Here is a 16,503-nt window from a genome sequence, read left to right as displayed (position 1 = left end):
TTTTGTTATTGACCTCGTGCTATCGCGGGCGGGGTTGGAAACCGGGCCTGCGACGCGGTGGCGCAGTCTGGCAAAATCGTAAAATATGTCAAACAAAAATGACGAAATGCCTGCACATTTCAGCCGAAGCGTAGTGCCTAACGAAGATAACCCCCTGAGAAACCTTGATTTCCGCCGCCGAAATCCACCGAAACAGTTTTATATTTTTGACACCATCCTTGCTAACGCTGCCAGCCTGCAACCCGCGCCCTAGCCGCCGCGCCTTGTAACAGCCAGTTACGCCCGGCGAATACTCACGGCTTGAGCCTGACGCCCTCCTCCGGGATACTGCACGCCGATTTGCGCACCGCCGACCTGCCATACTGCGGATGCGCGCAGCGGCCAACGGACTGCCTTCAGAAGAGAGACGGGGAGCCATCGTCTGATGATGAAAAGAAGCGACTGGATCTGGACCGTCATAGGTTTGGCCGCAGTCGTATTTTCCTGCTATCTGCTCTACAAGGAGATTCGCACTATCTCCCTGGATGAGCTGTCCGACAGCCTGCACGCCATTCGCTCACACAACTGGCTGCTGGCAGCCGGAGCGACGCTGGGTGCCTACTTCGCCCTCGCCTGGTACGACCGCATCGCGATTGCCCACCTGGGCAAGAAGATCTCCTGGTGGTTCATCACCCTCTGTTCCTTCACCACCTACGCCCTGGCCCACAACATTGGCGCCTCGGTGTTCTCCGGTGCCGTGGTGCGTTACCGCGCCTACACCAGCAAGGGCCTGATACCCGCAGAGATCGGCGTACTGATCGTGTTCTGCTCCTTCACCTTCGCCCTTGGTGTGCTGTTCTCCGGCGGCGCGGTGCTGCTCTGCCAGCCTGATCTGATCAAGCGCGTCGTCGATGTCGGCCCCTGGATCTCGATGACCATCGGCCTGTTCCTGCTCGGCCTGGTGGCGCTCTACGTGCTCGGTTCCTGGCGCCAGTTCAAGCCGTGGAAGTGGGGCAAGCTGCACGTCGAATACCCGCGCCTGGGCATCGTTGCGCGCCAGTTGCTGGCGGGCCCGCTGGAGCTGGCCTGCGCCGCGGCGATCATCTATTTCGCCCTGCCGGCCGAAGGCAATCCGGGCTATCTCGTCGTGCTCGGCGTGTTCCTCGCTTCCTTCTCCCTGGCCCTGCTGTCCCACGCCCCTGGCGGCCTCGGCGTGCTGGAAGTGACCTTCCTCGCGGCGATGCCGGAGCTGCCCAAGGTCGACGTGCTGGCCGCACTGATCGTGTTCCGCGCCTTCTACCTGCTGCTGCCGTTCGCCCTGTCGCTGCTGGTGGTGGTGGGCTTCGAATGGAGCCAGTGGAGCCAGAAGCGCCTGAGGCGCAACTGAGGTGAACATGGTCGAGCCCGGCATGCACAGCATCGAGCGTATCTACCCGCCGGATCTCGACCCCGACAACCCTGCCGACCAGGCCACCCTGCGCATCCATATGGAGCGCTACGAGTTCGCCGCCAGCCACCTGAGTGGCAGCCGCGTACTGGACATGGCCTGCGGCTGTGGCTACGGCACCGCCCTGCTGGCCGAGCGCCATCCGGACAAGCAGGTGACCGGCGTCGATATCGACCCCGCCGCCATTGCCTACGCCCAGAGCCACTATCGCCTGCCCAACCTGCAGTACGTCTGCGCCGACGCCGAGTCCTTCTCCAGCGAGCTGGGCTTCGACAACATCGTCAGCCTGGAGACCATCGAGCACCTGCCGCGCCCGCAGCATCTGATCGCCAACTATGCGCGCCTGCTGGCCAGCGGCGGCCGGGTGATCGCCTCGGTGCCGATCACCCCGACCCTGGATGGCAACCCGCATCACCTGCACGACTTCAGCCGGCGTTCGTTCCTCGCCCTGTTCCGCCGCCACCAGTTGCGCCCTGCGGTGCAGGAACTGGAGCAGATCCAGCACTGGCAGTTCCGCGGCCTGTTCTCGAAACGCCCGGACCACGCCAAGCAGCATCGCTCGGAAGGTGTCGGCAACGCGGTGCTCGACTACTACCGCCGGCATCCCACCTACCTGCTGGCGCGCCTCGCGGCGATGCTCCGCTACGGTTTCAGCAACCGCTACCTGACCTGCCTGTTCACCGCCAAGTAGCCCGCCCTAGAGCCTTGCGCGCCATACATTACTGGCGTCGATGGCCACCATCAGGACGTTCGACTTCTGTCTCGGCGCAGCGTGAGTACCCTTTGCTCCGTAGCCACTTTCCGCCCCCTCGAGGAGCCCGAGATGAAAAAGCAACTGATCGCCAGCCTGATCCTGTCCACCCTGGCCGGCGCCGCCTTCGCCCTACCGGGCAACGAGCAACCGCCGCTGACCGAGCAACGCACCAGCCAGAAGCCCGTCAGCCTGTTCGAGCTGAGCAAGACCCGCCACGACCAGCAGCCCTTCGCGGCCAAGGCCGAGCACAGCCATCAGCTGTTCGCCAAGGGCCAGCAGCGCAAGCCGCACAAGCCGCGCGGCTGATGACAGGCACCACCCGAAGCCCGGCAGACGCCGGGCTTTTTATTGCGCCGGCGACTGCGGCGGCAGGCGGTAGATCCAGATGCGCTTGAGCACACCGGCGAACTGGGCGGACAGCCAGCCGGTGTTGTAGACCTGGCCATAACGCGCGGCGATCTCGCGCACCCGCGGCGCCAGTTCGGCGTAACGCCGCGCCGGCAGGTCGGGGAACAGGTGGTGTTCGATCTGGTGGCTGAGGTTGCCGGTGAGGATGTGGAACAGCTTGCCGCCCTGCAGGTTGCTCGAGCCACGCAGCTGGCGCAGGTACCAGTGGCCGCGACTCTCGCCCACCACCGACTCCTTGGCGAACACCGCGGCACGCTCGGTGAAGTGGCCGCAGAAGATCACCAGGAAGGTCCACAGGTTGCGCAGCAGGTTGGCCAGCGCATTGCCGGCCAGCACGGCCAGGGCATTGGCGCCGATAGCCAGGGCCAGCAGCGGGAACAGGGCGTAGTCCTTGAGCCACTGGCGCAGCAGCTTGAGGCCGAACTGGCGCACCAGCGGGCGCACCTCATCACCGCTGATGCGGCCCTTGTACCACTTGTCCAGGCGCAGATGCTGGATGGCCACGGCGTACTGGAACAGCAGCGCCTGCAGCGTCACCCACAGCGGCTGCCAGCGGTAGAACGGCTTCCAGCGCTGCTCCGGGAACAGCCGCAGCAGGCCATAGCCGACGTCGTCATCCATGCCGATGACGTTGGTCCAAGTGTGGTGCAGGTGGTTGTGCGTGTGCCGCCAGAAATCGCCCGGCCCGACTATGTCCCACTCGTAGCGGCGCCCGCTCAGCTCGGGGTCGTTCATCCAGTCGTACTGGCCGTGCATGACGTTGTGGCCCAGCTCCATGTTCTCGAGGATCTTGCCCAGGCCCAGCAGCAGGCTGCCGAGTAACCAGGTCGGCGGGAACCAGCCGAGCATCAGCAGCGCGCGGCCGCTCCAGCAGCACAGGCGCACCACGCTGCGCACCCGGCGGATATAGCGCGCATCGGCCTCGCCGAGGTCGGCCAGGGTCTCGCGGCGCAGCGCTTCGAGTTCACCGGCGAAAGACTCAAGTTCGGCAGGGGTCAGTTCACGGTCCAGTCGCATCGTCATTTTCCTAGAGATCGATTTGCACATCGCCCAGCGGCGCACTGACGCACAGGCGGATCGGCTGGCCCGGTTCGGCGAAGGTCGTGCCGCTGCGCAGGTCGCGCACCGCACCGCCGAGCAGCAAACAGGTACAGCTGGCGCAGATGCCCTGACGGCAACCGTGGGCCGGGCGCAGACCGCTGTCCTCGGCCTGCTCCAGCAGGCTGCGATTGCTGTCGCCAGTAACCTGCAGGCGACTACGCGCGAAGGCCAGGCGCACCGGCTGACCCGGCTCGCTCAGGCGCTGCAGCGGGCTGAAGGACTCGGCCTGCAGGGCGCCACCCCAACTGTTGCGTACCGCCTCGACGAAACCGGCGGGGCCGCAGGTCAGCAGCTCGAAGCCGCTCATGCCCAGCAGATGCTCCGCCTGGAAGCGCCCGCCGACGGCGCCGGGAACCGGCGGCTGACCGGTCAGCAACCAGCGTACCTGCAGATTGGGATGACGCAGCATCAGCTGCTGCAGCTCCTCCTGATAGGCGCGCTGGCCGGCCTCGCGCACGTAGTGCAACAGCGTCACCGGCACCGCATAACCCGCGGCCAGCGCCTCGCGCAGCAACCCGAGCAGCGCGGTGATGCCGCTGCCGGCGGCCAGCAGGCCGACGCCGGCGCCCGGTTGCGGCCACTGCAGCTCGCCCTCGGCCTGGCCCAACTCCAGCAGCGCACCTATCGGCAGATGATCGAGGATGCGATTGGACAGCCGCCCACCCGGCTGGCGGCGAATGCCCAGCTCGACCAGGCCGTCGCCCCCGACCCGGGTCAGGCTGTAGCTGCGCCCATGGCGCACGCCGTCCAGCTCCAGGTACAGCTGCACGTGCTGGCCGGCAAGCCAGCCCCGCGCGTTGCCGTTGCAGCGCAGGCGCACGGCGAGCAGATCGTCACTGACCCACTCGCGCCCAACCACCCGAGCGAACACCCGGTTCAGGCGCCAGGCCGGGTGCAGCCAGGCCAGCACGGCATCGACTTCCGCCTCGCGCAGCCAGCCACGCGCCGCCAGGGCGCGCAGCGGACGCAGCAGAAACGACAATCTGCGCACGAGGCGCATGGGCAAGAGAGACATCGATGACATCCAGTGAACAAGTGTTCACAGAATGGCAAAGCCATTCATTTCAGTCAACAGTCGTTCACTGAACGTCATTCGACTCCGACAAAACGCATTTGCTAGAGTGCGCCGCATTCCTTCGACCACCCGAACACCATGTCCCCACGCGCCGAACAGAAACAGCAGACCCGCCAGGCCCTGATGGATGCCGCTCGCAGCCTGATGGACAGTGGGCGCGGCTTCGGCAGCCTGAGCCTGCGCGAAGTCAGCCGCACCGCGGGCATCGTGCCCACCGGCTTCTATCGGCACTTCCAGGACATGGACGAACTGGGCCTGACCCTGGTCGCCGAGGTCGACGCCACCTTCCGCAGCACCCTGCGCGAGGTACGTCGCAGCCAGTTCGAGATGGGCAGCATCATCGAAGCCAGCGCGCGCATCTTCCTCGACGCGGTGAACGACAACCGCAGCCAGTTCCTCTTCCTCGCCCGCGAGCAGTACGGCGGCTCGCAGCCGGTGCGCCAGGCCATCGGCCGCCTGCGCCAGCAGATCACCGACGACCTGGCCGCCGACCTCAAGCTGATGAACCGCACGCCGCACCTGGACGACGCCGCGCTGGACGTGGCCTCCGACCTGGTGGTGAAGACCGTGTTCGCCACCCTGCCCGAGCTGATCGACCCGCCCGCCGCGGCACTGCCGGCGCACCTCACCCCCGAAGCCAAGATGACCCAGCAGCTGCGCTTCATCTTCATCGGCGCCAAGCACTGGCGTGGCCTGGGGCATGGTCGCGATTAAGCGCACCACAACGCGGCATATAAAAATCAAAAGCACCAAAACAAGGCATCGATAAGCCCCAATTTCTGGCATATCACCGCCAATCGTGGGGCCAGACAGGCTTGGCAAGGGCCTTGCTCTACCGACAGGACCAATCCTGGCCGGAAGCCCAACATGCTGGTGATCCATCACCGCCTAGAACCCCAGCCCTACTGGGACGAAGAACTGCACCTGACCTTCGACGCCCGCAGCAAGAGCCGCCTGCGCTGCTTCAGCGCGGCCGGCGAGGACGTCGGCCTGTTTCTCGAACGCGGCCAGGGGCCGCTACACGACGGCGACTGCCTGCGTGCCGAGGACGGGCGCATCGTCCGCGTGGTCGCCCGTCCCGAGCCGCTGCTGCACGTCACCTGCGAATCCAGCTTCGAGCTGATGCGCGCCGCCTACCACCTGGGTAACCGCCACGTCGCCCTGCAGATCGGCGACGGCTGGCTGCGCCTGCTCGACGACCACGTGCTCAGGGCCATGCTCGACCAGCTCGGCGCCAACACCTGCACGGTCGAGTCCGCCTTCCAGCCCGAACACGGCGCCTACGGCGGCGGCCATCACCATTCCCACCATGGCGATGCCGAGTTCAACTACGGCCCGCGCCTGCACCAGTTCGGCGTGCGCCTGTGAACAAGGCCTGGGCCCTCCTCAGGCTGGCCAGCCCGCAGCTGCCGATCGGTGGCTACAGCTATTCCCAGGGCCTGGAGATGGCCGTCGACCAGGGCCTGGTGCATGACCCGATCAGCGCCCGCCACTGGATCGCCGATCAGTTGCTGCTCAACCTGGCGCGCTTCGAGGCACCGCTGCTGCTCGCCCACTGCCGCGCCGCGATCGAGGGCGACTGGCCGGCCCTTGGGGAGCTTGCCGAGCAGCATCGCGCCAGCCGCGAGACCCGCGAGCTGGCACTGGAAAGCCGGCAGATGGGCTATTCGCTGCGCCAACTGCTCGAAGGCCTGCCGGAGCTCGATGACGCGGCACGTGAATTCCTCGCCGCCCAGCCGGAGGTCGGCCTGGCGCCGGCCTGGGCCCTGGCCGCTCGTGCCTGGTCGATCAGTGCCGACGAGGCCCTGGCCGCCTGGCTGTGGGGCTGGCTGGAGAACCAGCTGGCAGTGCTGATGAAGACCCTGCCGCTCGGCCAGCAGGCCGCCCAGCGCCTGACCTCGGAGCTGCTGCCGCTGCTCGAGCAGGCGCAACAGGAGGCGCAGATCGCCGAACCCGAACACTGGGGCAGCGCCGCTTTCGGCCTGACCCTGGCCAGCATGGCGCACGAGCGCCAGTACAGCCGTTTATTCCGCTCATGAAACAAGGAAACCTGCCATGAACAGCCAACCTCTGCGCGTCGGTATCGGCGGCCCGGTCGGGTCCGGCAAGACCGCCCTGACCCTGGCCCTGTGCCAGGCCCTGCGCGAGCGCTACAACATCGCCGTGGTCACCAACGACATCTACACCCAGGAAGACGCCCAGTTCCTAGTGCGCAACGAGGCCCTGGCGCCCGAGCGCATCATCGGCGTGGAGACCGGCGGCTGCCCGCACACGGCGATCCGCGAGGACGCCTCGATCAACCTGGAGGCGGTCGACCAGCTCAACCGGCGTTTCCCAGGCCTCGACCTGATCATCGTCGAATCCGGCGGCGACAACCTTTCCGCCACCTTCAGCCCGGAACTGTCGGACCTGACCCTGTACGTGATCGACGTGTCCGCCGGCGACAAGCTGCCGCGCAAGGGCGGCCCCGGCATCTGCAAGTCCGACCTGCTGGTGATCAACAAGGTCGACCTGGCGCCCATGGTCGGCGCCTCGCTGGAAGTGATGGATCGCGACGCACGCAAGATGCGCGGCGACAAGCCCTTCGTCTTCAGCAACCAGAAAGTCGGCCAGGGTCTGGACCAGATCATCGCCTTCATCGAACGCCACGGCATGCTCGGCGCCGCCTAAGGAGAATTTCATGCAACTGCGCAAAACCCTGTTCGCCATCGCCCTGTTCCTCAGCCCGGCGCTGGCTTTCGCCCACGCCGGACACGACCACTCCGGGCTGATGTCCGGTGTCGCCCACCCCATCACCGGCCTCGATCACCTCCTGGCGATGCTCGCCGTCGGCCTGTGGGCCGCACAGCAGAGCGGCGCCGCGCGCTGGGCGCTGCCGCTGACCTTCGTCGCGACCATGCTGCTGGGCGGTCTGCTCGGTTTCACTGGCGTACAGATTCCGCTGATGGAAACCGGCATCGCCGGCTCGGTGCTGGCCTTCGGTCTACTGGTAGCCGTTGCCGCTCGCCTGCCGATGGCCCTGGCGCTGGGCCTGACCGCGCTGTTCGCCCTCACCCACGGCGTGGCCCACGGCCTGGAACTGCCTGACCTGGCCAGCCCCTGGGGCTATGCCGCTGGCTTCGTCGCCGCCACTGCAGCGCTGCACGGCCTGGGCTATGTGGCCGTGCGCTACCTGCCGCGCGTCGCGGCTCCGCTGGTACGCATCGCCGGGGCCGCCTCGGCCGGCGCCGGCGTCTGGCTGCTGGCCAGCTGAGACACCGCTCACGGGCGTGCCCGGCACGCCCTTGCTAGACTGGCAGGGACCCTGTTTACGGTTCCTGCCATGCTCCCCGCACGTGTCGTCCGCCCTCTGCTGGGCCTGTTCATGCTGTGCTCCACGCTCGTCAGCGGCGCGGATTCGGACAAGCCCGAGGTGTTCTGGAACATGAGCGCCTGGCCGGGCCTGATCAACATGCGTGACGGCCACCCGGACGACGGCATCATCGTCGACCTGCTGCGGCAGATGACCGAGCGCCTGCCGCAGTACCGCCACAGCTATCGCCTGAACAACCTCACCCGCGGCCTGGAGCAGCTCAAACGTGAGCCGCTCAGCTGCTTCCTGCCGACCTTCCCCACGCCTGAGCGCGACCGCCACGGCTACTACGTCGGCCTGTTTGTCGCCACGCCTCACCAACTGATAGTGCGCACCGCTGATGTGGCACGTTTCGCGCCCCAGGGCGGCGAGGTATCGCTGCGCGAGATCCTGCGCGACAAGCAGCTGCGTGGCGGCCTGGTGCGCGACCGCAGCTATGGCCCGGTACTCGATCCGCTGCTGCAGGCCCCCGATGCCCTACCGCAACTGCAGCGCATCCAGACCAGCAGCGCCGGCACCAACCTCTACGGCATGCTCGAACACCAGCGCATCGACTACATCCTCGATTACGCGGAAGTGCTGCAGTACGTGCAGCGCGAGCAGGGTGTCGCCCAGGAGCTGAGTCTGCTGCCGCTGGTCGAGGCCAGCTCGCCCTATCTCAGCGGCATCTACTGCAGCAAGAACGCCGAAGGTGCAGAGCTGGTACGCCGCCTCGACCAGGTGGCGCGCCAGCCTGACTTCATCGCGCTGTTCATCGAAGCGCAGAAGGCCTATATCCCGGCACCGACCCTGCAGCACTACCAGGCCTGGCTGGAGCGCTTCTTCGCCGAGCGGCCGTACAAGGACCTGACTTCGCTGCCGCACTGACGGGGCGATGGCTATGAGCGCCATCGAAACAATCAACCGGCCAAGCCCGCACCGGCAACCTAGTCTGACGGCTCAACTCACGGAGAGCCGACCATGCCCATCCACGACTTCGTCCGCACCCTGCTTGCCGCCTATGCCGCGGGCGCCAGTGGCAGCTTCCCGCAAGAGCTCGCCTGACCGATCGGACAGGGTTACCCTGTGCTCCCTTTTGTTCACGGGAGCACCCTGCATGAGCCTGAAGTCCGTCTGCGTGTTCTGTGGCGCCAGCCCCGGCGCCCGGCCGATCTACCATGAAGCCGCGGCCAACCTCGGCCGCAGCCTGGCCGAGCGCGGCCTGACCCTGGTCTACGGCGGTGGTGCGGTCGGCCTGATGGGCGTGGTCGCCGATGCCGCTCTGGCCGCTGGCGGCGAGGTGATCGGCATCATCCCGCAGAGCCTGGAGCGCGCCGAGATCGGCCACAAAGGTCTGACCCGCCTGGAAGTGGTGGATGGCATGCACGCGCGCAAGGCGCGCATGGCCGAGCTGGCCGATGCCTTCATCGCCCTGCCCGGCGGCCTGGGTACCCTGGAAGAACTGTTCGAGGTATGGACCTGGGGCCAACTCGGCTACCACGCCAAACCGCTGGGCCTGCTCGAAGTGGACGGTTTCTACTCGCGCCTGACCGACTTCCTCGACCACCTGGTGGCCGAGCGCTTCGTCCGTGAACAGCACCGCTCCATCCTGCAGGTCAGCGAATCGCCAGCGGCGCTGCTCGAACTGATGAACGACTGGCAGCCCACGGCCGCGCCCAAGTGGGTCGACCGCGAGCCGAAGTAGTCGGACTCAGCCCGACTGCTGGACGATGACCGTCTGCGCCGGCATGGGCGCCGGGAAGCCGGCCTCGCTAAGAGCGTCCTTGAGCGTCTTGTTGGTGTCGAAATACACCTGCCAGTAGTGGTCGGTGTGGCAGTACGGGCGCACCGCCAGCACCGGGCCGACCAGGTTGAACTCGAGGATCTCCACGTCTACCGCCGGCTCGACCAGCACGTTGTCCAGCGCCGCGATGCGCTGCTTGAGCAGTGCCACCGCGGCCTTCCAGTCGGCTGCCCCGGACAGCTGCGCGGTCAGGTCGACGCGGCGGAAGGCGTTGTGCGAGTAGTTCTGGATCGTGTCGCTGAAGATCTTGTTGTTGCCCACCAGGGTCAGCACGTTGTCCGGCGTGTTCAGCGCGGTGACGAACAAGCCGATCTCGGTGACCGTGCCGGTCACCCCGCCCGCGGTGATGAAGTCACCGACCTTGAACGGCCGTAGCACGATGATGAAACCGCCCGCCGCGAGGTTGGCCAGCAACCCGGACCAGGCCATGCCGATGGCCAGGCCAACTGCGGCGATCAGCGCGGCGAAGGTGGTGGTCTGTACCCCGAAGTAGCCGAGGATGCCGATCACCAGCAGGATGTTCAGGGTGACGGTGACGAAGTTGCCCAGGTAGCGCAGCACAGTCGGGTCGACCTTCTGCTTGCCCAGGGCCTTCTGCAGCAGACTGACGGCGAAGCCGATCAGCCAGCGGCCGACCACCCAGAAGGCGATTGCGGCCAGGATCTTCACCGCGAATTCGGCGCCGTACTGCGCCACCACGTCCATCAACTGGTTGACCTTGGTGGTGCCCACCGTGATCAGTTCTTGTCCCTCTTCCATGGCGCTTCCCCATATGCGGTGAATGACTGGAAGAACGCTAGCACGCCGCCAGCGGAACGCTGGCCCGGCGAGCCGGCAAGGCACTTGGCCATCTTCTACACTGCATAGGCGCCCCTCTCCCCGGTTTCGCTCCATGCGCCCGCTCCTGGTGTTGCTCGCAGTTCTGCTTCCCCTGGCTCCGGGCATCGCCGCCGGTGCTGACGTGCTGCGCCTGCTCACCTGGCCCGGCTATGCGGACGCCGACCTGGTGGCCGAGTTCGAACAGCGCCACAACGTGAAAGTGGAAGTCACCCTGGTCGGCAGCGACGACCTGATGCGGGAAAAGCTAAGCACCAACAACGGCGCAGACTATGACCTGATCACCGCCAATACCGCGGAGATCGAGCACTATACCCAGCAGAACCTGCTGCAGCCCCTGCAGCCACCGCGCATCCCCAACACCGCGCGCCAGCTCTGGCGCTTCCGCGACTACCCGAAGATTCCCGGCATCAGCGTCGCCGGCAAGGTCTATGCGATTCCCTATACCTATTCAGAAATCGGCCTGATCTACGACCGCACCCAGCTGAGCAGCCCGCCGCAGTCCATCACCAGCCTGTGGGACCCGCAGCTGCAGGGTCGGGTGCTGGCCTTCAACGGCAGCAGCCACAACTTCTCCCTGGCCAGCCAGGCCCGCGGACGCGACCCGTTCAAGATCAGCGATGACGATTTCCCCCAGCTCACCGAGCAACTGATCGCCCTGCGCCGCAACGTACTGACCTTCTATTCGCAACCCGAGGAGGCCGCCAGCCTATTCAAGGAGCATCACATCGCCCTGCTGCTGGCCAACTACGGGCGCCAGCAGCTCAAGCAGCTGCGCGACGCCGGTGCCGACGTCGGCTACGTGATCCCCCGCGAGGGCGCGCTGGCCTGGCTGGATTGCTGGGCGATCAGCCGCGGCGCGCGCGACGTGGCGCTGGCCGAGGCGTGGATCGACTTCACCCTGGAGGCGCCAATGAGCCGCGCCCTGGTCGAGCGCCAGGGCCTGTCCAACACCGTGCAGGAGCCGGAAAGCCTGGACGTGCCCGGCCGCCTGATCTGGCTGCGCCCGGTCGAGGACGCCGAGCGCCGCACGCGCCTGTGGGAACGCATCCTGTCCGGCGAACGCCCGCCGCTGGTGGAGACGCCATGAAGATCGGCATCGCCTTCAAGCTCGGCTGCCTGCTGACGCTGTTCGGCGTGCTGGTCTGCGGCCTCACCGGTTATTACTCCTACAGCAGCAGCCGGGCCATGCTGCTGAAAGCCGCCGAGCGCGACCTGCTCACCGCCACCCAGGTGCTCGGCCGCAACCTGCGCGGCACCATCGACGGCGTGGCGCGCGATGCCCTGTTGCTGGCCAAGGTGACACAGGCCCGCCAGCTGGCAATCCTCAACGACGATGCCCGCCGGCACAGCGAGCGCGACCTGGTCGAGCTGTTCCGCGCGCAGATGCAGGTACACCCGGAATACATGCAGATTCGCCTGATCAGCGCCGCCGGCCACGGCCTGGAACAGGTGCGGGTCGACCGCGACGGCCAGCGCCTGCTCAACATCGGCGGCCTCAAGCTGCAGGAGAAGGGCCACTACGCCTACGTGTTCGAGACCCTGAACCTACCACCGGGCGAGGTGCGCCTGTCGCCCATCGTCATCAACCACGAACTGGGCGCGCACTCCGGCCTGGGCAAGCCGACCCTGCACGTCTCCACCCCGGTGGCCGGCCTGGACGGCAAGCTGTACGGGGTGATGGTGATCAACATCGACCTCGACCAGCTGTTCGACCAGCTCAAGAGCGACCTGCCCGGTTATTACCAGATCTACCTGAGCAACCGCTGGGGCGACCTGCTGATCCACCCCGACCAGCGCCGTACCTTCGGCTTCGACCAGGGCAGGCGCATCTTCCTGCAGGAGGAATTCCCCGACGTCACCCAGCTGCTCGAAGGCGGCAAGCTGGACAGCCTGGTCAGCCATGCCGAGCAGCGGCAGAACGCCCTGGTCGCCGCTTTCGTCCGCCTCGGCGTCAACGCCAGCACGCCGGAGCGCTTCATCGTCCTCGGCCTGGCCCTGCCGGAGAGCCACGTGCTGGCCGAAACCTCGCGCCTCGGCCAGCGCATCATCCAGGTCGTGCTGCTGTCGAGCCTGCTGGCCCTGGCCATCGCCGTGTTCGGCTCGCGGGCCATGACCCGCTCGCTGAAGAGCATCACCCTGGCCGTGCAGCAGTTCGCCCAGGAACGCCGCATCAGCCCGCTGCCGACCCAGCGCAAGGACGAACTCGGCCAGCTGGCCCGCAGCTTCGCACGCATGCAGGAGGAGATCGTCGACCAGCTGGACGAGCTCAACCAGCGCCGCGATGCCCTGGAGCACCTGGCCCGCCACGACCCGCTGACCGGCCTGCCCAACCGCCGGGTGTTCTTCGAGCGCCTGGAGCATGCCCTGGCCAGCGCACGGCGCAGCGCCAAGCCGCTGGCCGTGCTGTTCGTCGACCTCGACCACTTCAAGGAACTCAACGACAACCTCGGCCACGGCGTCGGCGATCGCGTGCTGCAGGCGGTGGCCAACCTGCTGCGCTCGGCCACCCGCGAGAGCGACACGGTGGCGCGCCTGGGCGGCGACGAGTTCGTCATCCTCATCGAGCAACTGGACGATCCGCATCAGGTGATTGCCGTGCTGCAGAAGCTGCACGAGCGCTTCCAGCTGCCCATGCGCCTGGAGGGCCGCGACGTGCAGGTACAGGCCAGCATGGGCGTCAGCCTGTTCCCGCGCGACGGCGACGACGTCGAATCGCTGCTGCAGCAGGCCGACCGCGCCATGTACGCGGCCAAGAACTCGGGGCGCAATACCTACAGCTATGAGGCCAAGAACCCGTACTGAGTTAGATGGGGTGAAACCTCCGGCGTTTTCGCGACGTCTATGCTTTCGCTATCGCAACCTCTCTCGATCTGGAGACTCCGGTGCTTCCATTGCTGGTCTGTGACGACTCGACCATGGCGCGCAAGCAGCTGATCCGCGCCCTGCCCCCCGACTGGCCGGTGTCCATCACCCAGGCCGCCCATGGCGAAGAAGCCATGGCCGCGATCCGCCAGGGCCTGGGCCAGGTGGTGCTGCTGGACCTGACCATGCCGGTGATGGACGGCTATCAGGTGCTGGCCAAGGTCCTCGAAGAAGGCCACGACTGCCGCATTCTGGTGGTCTCCGGCGACGTGCAGGACGAGGCGCGACGCCGCGTCACCGAACTGGGCGCCCTCGCCTTCATCCGCAAACCGGCGCCGGCTGAGGAACTGCGCAGCATCCTCGACGAGCTCGGCCTGCTGCAGCTCACCGTGGAAACGGATGCTGAGGCGCATGCTGCCGCAGCCGCGCCCGCCCCGGCCGCCCCAGTAGATGCCAAGGTCGGTTTCCGTGATGCCCTGCGCGAGGTCAGCAACGTCGCCATGGGTCGCGCCGCCGCGCTGCTGGCGGAGGAGCTGGGCGTGTTCGTGCAGTTGCCGATCCCGGCGGTGAATCTGTTCGAGGCCAGCGAGCTGCACATGGCCCTGGCCGACGCCAACCGTGGCGAACAGCTGAGCGCGGTGTGCCAGGGCTTCGTCGGCGAGGCCATCGCCGGCGAGGCGCTGCTGCTGTTCCACGACTCGCAGGTCGCCGACATCGCCCACCTGCTCGGCCTGCGCCCGGGCAGCGATATCGCCACCTCGGAGATGCTCCTCGACCTCGCCAGCGTGCTGATCGGCGCCTGCCTGTCGGGCATCGCCGAGCAGCTCGACATCCGCTTCTCCCAGGGCCACCCGCAACTGCTCGGCCAGCACGCGCGCAGCATCGACGAACTGATCCAGTTCAACGGCGCGCGCTGGCGCAAGACCCTGGCGGTGGAGATCAGCTATGGCCTGGAGGACCACGCGGTGAACTTCGACCTGCTGATCCTGTTCACCGAGAACTCGGTGCCCCGGCTGACCGCCAAGATTCAGTACCTGATGGAGTAAGCCATGCCCAGCGAAGCCCAGATCGACCTGCGCGAACTGCACTGGCTGCTCGACATCGTCCAGTGCCTGGACGTCGGCGTGCTGGTGATGGACCGCAACTTCCACGTCGAGGTGTGGAACAGCTTCATGGAGAACCACTCGGGCCTCGGCGCCGACCAGGTGCAGGGCCGCAGCCTGTTCCAGCTGTTCCCCGAGATCGACCGCACCTGGCTGGAGCGCAAGGTCGGCACCGTGCTGCGCTTGGGCACGCGGGCCTTCAGCCTGTGGCAGCAGCGCCCCTACCTGCTGCGCTTCGAGACCTACCGGCCGATCACCGGCCAGGCCGACTTCATGTACCAGAACCTGACCATCCTGCCGCTGGCCGCCACCGGTGGCGAGGTGCAGCACGTGTGCCTGGTGATCTACGACATGACCGAGGCCGCCGAGGCGCAGCTGCGCCAGACCAGCGAGCAGTAGAAAAGCCTGCGCCGGCCCTGAGCGGTCGGCGCGGCGGCGTCACTTCTTCTTCGGTCGCGGCTTCTCGCCGAACTTGGGCACCGCGCGCACGGCCTTGGCCTTGGGCTTGTCGTCGTCGGCCTCGAACCAGTTGCCCATGTGGATCTTGCCCTTGCCGGCACCGGGAATCACCTTGACCTTGGGCTTCTTCGGTTTCTTCAGCACCGCGCCGCCGGGGGCGGTCTGCGGCACCCGGTGATCCGGCACAAAGCCCGGTTCGTCCTCGCGACGGATGATCTGGCCGATCAGCGTCTCGATGGCCGCCAGCAGCTCCACCTCGTCGGCGCAGACCAGCGATACCGCCTCACCGGTGGCGCCGGCGCGGCCGGTACGGCCGATGCGGTGCACATAGTCCTCGGCGACGATCGGCAGGTCGAGGTTGACCACCCGCGGCAGCTCGCTGATGTCCAGGCCACGCGCGGCCACGTCGGTGGCAGCCAGCACGCGGACTTCACCGGCCTTGAAGCGCTGCAGCGCGCGCAGGCGCGAGGGCTGCGGCTTGTCGCCGTGGATCGAGTCGGCGGAGATGCCCTCGGCCAGCAGCAGCTGCTCCAGTTCATCGACGCCCTTGCGGGTCTTGGCGAACACCAGCAGCTGGTCCCAGCCGCGCTCGCGGTACAGGTGCAGCAGCAGCTCGCTCTTGCGCTTCTTGTCCACCGTCACCAGCCACTGCTTGACGCTCTTGGCCGCCGCGTTGCGCGGGCTGACCTCGATGGACAGCGGATCGCGCAGCAGCTCCTTGGCCATCAGGCGGATCGCGTCGGAGAAGGTGGCGGAGAACAGCAGGGTCTGGCGCTTGCGCGGCAGCGCGCTGAACAGCTCGTCCAGCTCCTTGGCGAAGCCGAGGTCGAGCATGCGGTCGGCCTCGTCCAGCACCAGCGCCTGCAGCTGGTCGAAGCGCACCGCGTTCTGCCGGTACAGGTCGAGCAGGCGGCCAGGGGTGGCCACCAGCAGGTCGATGCCCTTGCGCAGCTTCATCATCTGCGGGTTGATGCTGACCCCGCCGTACACCGTGTAGGTGCGCAGCGGCAGGTTCTGCCCGTACTGCTGCACGGCCTGCGCCACCTGCTCGGCCAGCTCGCGGGTCGGCACCAGCACCAGCGCGCGCACCGAGTTGGCCGCTACCTGCGAGCCTTCCATGGTCAGCTTCTGCAGCAGCGGCAGGGCGAAGCCGGCAGTCTTGCCGGTGCCGGTCTGCGCCGCGGCGAGCACGTCGCGCCCCTTGAGCACGGCGGGAATGGCCTGCTTCTGCACCGGCGTGGGCTCGCGGTAGTCGAGCGCCTCCAGGGTACGCAGCAGGGGTTCGATCAGGCCGAGGGGTTCGAAGGACATGGCGGAGCAACCAGAAACGGAAAGACGCA

At 67.0% G+C, this 16,503-nt stretch carries 18 protein-coding genes; 14 read left to right on the top strand and 4 right to left on the bottom strand.

Features of this window, described 5'->3' with window-relative positions; translation table 11 throughout:
• Positions 1 to 424: 424 nt before the first annotated feature.
• The 3 genes from PTT45_RS17535 to PTT45_RS17525 all read left to right on the top strand — a co-directional run bounded on the left by PTT45_RS17535 (position 425) and on the right by PTT45_RS17525 (position 2,486).
• The gene (locus tag PTT45_RS17535; RefSeq protein ID WP_273815001.1) at positions 425 to 1,366 is read left to right on the top strand and encodes a lysylphosphatidylglycerol synthase transmembrane domain-containing protein; all 942 of its coding nucleotides are present in this window, start codon (positions 425 to 427) and stop codon (positions 1,364 to 1,366) included.
• A gap of 7 nt (positions 1,367 to 1,373) precedes the next feature.
• The gene (locus PTT45_RS17530; RefSeq protein ID WP_273815271.1) at positions 1,374 to 2,117 is read left to right on the top strand and encodes a class I SAM-dependent methyltransferase; all 744 of its coding nucleotides are present in this window, start codon (positions 1,374 to 1,376) and stop codon (positions 2,115 to 2,117) included.
• Positions 2,118 to 2,249: 132 nt separating this feature from the next.
• Positions 2,250 to 2,486, top strand: coding sequence for a hypothetical protein (locus PTT45_RS17525; RefSeq protein ID WP_273815000.1), 237 nt, complete (start codon positions 2,250 to 2,252; stop codon positions 2,484 to 2,486).
• Between the two features lie 39 nt (positions 2,487 to 2,525).
• On the opposite strand, the gene PTT45_RS17520 is transcribed toward PTT45_RS17525, so the two are convergent.
• Complete coding sequence (locus tag PTT45_RS17520; protein WP_443218205.1) at positions 2,526 to 3,611, bottom strand: fatty acid desaturase family protein; 1,086 nt, start codon at positions 3,609 to 3,611, stop codon at positions 2,526 to 2,528.
• A gap of 4 nt (positions 3,612 to 3,615) precedes the next feature.
• Positions 3,616 to 4,704, bottom strand: coding sequence for a flavin reductase family protein (locus PTT45_RS17515; RefSeq protein WP_273814999.1), 1,089 nt, complete (start codon positions 4,702 to 4,704; stop codon positions 3,616 to 3,618).
• A 138-nt stretch (positions 4,705 to 4,842) separates the two neighbouring features.
• Here PTT45_RS17515 and fabR point away from each other — a divergent pair, with 138 nt between their 5' ends.
• The 7 genes from fabR (at position 4,843) to PTT45_RS17480 (ending at position 9,800) form a co-directional block, all read left to right on the top strand.
• Positions 4,843 to 5,478: an HTH-type transcriptional repressor FabR gene (fabR, locus tag PTT45_RS17510; RefSeq protein WP_273814998.1), complete on the top strand. Its 636-nt coding sequence runs from the start codon at positions 4,843 to 4,845 to the stop codon at positions 5,476 to 5,478.
• 153 nt (positions 5,479 to 5,631) lie between these two features.
• The gene (gene ureE / locus PTT45_RS17505) at positions 5,632 to 6,132 is read left to right on the top strand and encodes an urease accessory protein UreE (protein WP_273814996.1); all 501 of its coding nucleotides are present in this window, start codon (positions 5,632 to 5,634) and stop codon (positions 6,130 to 6,132) included.
• The gene (locus tag PTT45_RS17500) at positions 6,129 to 6,803 is read left to right on the top strand and encodes an urease accessory protein UreF (protein WP_273814995.1); all 675 of its coding nucleotides are present in this window, start codon (positions 6,129 to 6,131) and stop codon (positions 6,801 to 6,803) included. The genes ureE and PTT45_RS17500 overlap by 4 nt, the downstream gene beginning before the upstream one ends.
• A gap of 16 nt (positions 6,804 to 6,819) precedes the next feature.
• On the top strand, positions 6,820 to 7,434 hold the full coding sequence (gene ureG / locus PTT45_RS17495) for an urease accessory protein UreG (protein WP_043308856.1): 615 nt from the start codon (positions 6,820 to 6,822) through the stop codon (positions 7,432 to 7,434).
• Positions 7,435 to 7,444: 10 nt separating this feature from the next.
• Positions 7,445 to 8,017 (top strand): HupE/UreJ family protein, encoded by a 573-nt coding sequence (locus PTT45_RS17490; protein WP_273814993.1) that lies wholly within the window; start codon positions 7,445 to 7,447, stop codon positions 8,015 to 8,017.
• 69 nt (positions 8,018 to 8,086) lie between these two features.
• Complete coding sequence (locus tag PTT45_RS17485; RefSeq protein ID WP_273814991.1) at positions 8,087 to 8,983, top strand: hypothetical protein; 897 nt, start codon at positions 8,087 to 8,089, stop codon at positions 8,981 to 8,983.
• A 229-nt stretch (positions 8,984 to 9,212) separates the two neighbouring features.
• Positions 9,213 to 9,800: a TIGR00730 family Rossman fold protein gene (locus tag PTT45_RS17480; protein WP_273814990.1), complete on the top strand. Its 588-nt coding sequence runs from the start codon at positions 9,213 to 9,215 to the stop codon at positions 9,798 to 9,800.
• Positions 9,801 to 9,806: 6 nt separating this feature from the next.
• Here PTT45_RS17480 and PTT45_RS17475 read toward each other — a convergent pair whose 3' ends face one another.
• Positions 9,807 to 10,658 carry a mechanosensitive ion channel family protein gene (locus PTT45_RS17475; RefSeq protein ID WP_273814988.1) on the bottom strand — a complete coding sequence of 284 codons (852 nt, stop codon included), beginning with the start codon at positions 10,656 to 10,658 and terminating at the stop codon, positions 9,807 to 9,809.
• A gap of 133 nt (positions 10,659 to 10,791) precedes the next feature.
• Here PTT45_RS17475 and PTT45_RS17470 point away from each other — a divergent pair, with 133 nt between their 5' ends.
• From PTT45_RS17470 to PTT45_RS17455, 4 genes are all read left to right on the top strand, one after another.
• Positions 10,792 to 11,826, top strand: a complete 1,035-nt coding sequence (locus tag PTT45_RS17470) for an extracellular solute-binding protein (RefSeq protein WP_273814985.1) — start codon at positions 10,792 to 10,794, stop codon at positions 11,824 to 11,826.
• Positions 11,823 to 13,541, top strand: a complete 1,719-nt coding sequence (locus tag PTT45_RS17465; RefSeq protein ID WP_273814983.1) for a diguanylate cyclase domain-containing protein — start codon at positions 11,823 to 11,825, stop codon at positions 13,539 to 13,541. Before PTT45_RS17470 ends, PTT45_RS17465 begins: the two co-directional genes overlap by 4 nt.
• A gap of 80 nt (positions 13,542 to 13,621) precedes the next feature.
• The gene (locus tag PTT45_RS17460) at positions 13,622 to 14,647 is read left to right on the top strand and encodes a response regulator (RefSeq protein WP_273814981.1); all 1,026 of its coding nucleotides are present in this window, start codon (positions 13,622 to 13,624) and stop codon (positions 14,645 to 14,647) included.
• 3 nt (positions 14,648 to 14,650) lie between these two features.
• Entirely contained in the window at positions 14,651 to 15,103 is a 453-nt protein-coding gene (locus tag PTT45_RS17455) for a PAS domain-containing protein (protein WP_273814979.1), read from the top strand.
• A gap of 39 nt (positions 15,104 to 15,142) precedes the next feature.
• Here PTT45_RS17455 and PTT45_RS17450 read toward each other — a convergent pair whose 3' ends face one another.
• Positions 15,143 to 16,474 (bottom strand): DEAD/DEAH box helicase, encoded by a 1,332-nt coding sequence (locus tag PTT45_RS17450; RefSeq protein WP_273814978.1) that lies wholly within the window; start codon positions 16,472 to 16,474, stop codon positions 15,143 to 15,145.
• Positions 16,475 to 16,503: the final 29 nt, after the last annotated feature.

It is taken from the genome of Pseudomonas sp. Gutcm_11s, from assembly GCF_028649395.1.
Lineage (GTDB): Bacteria > Pseudomonadota > Gammaproteobacteria > Pseudomonadales > Pseudomonadaceae > Aquipseudomonas.
The sequence above is the reverse complement of the archived record's forward strand: the minus strand, read 5'-3'. Positions and strand labels throughout refer to the sequence as shown.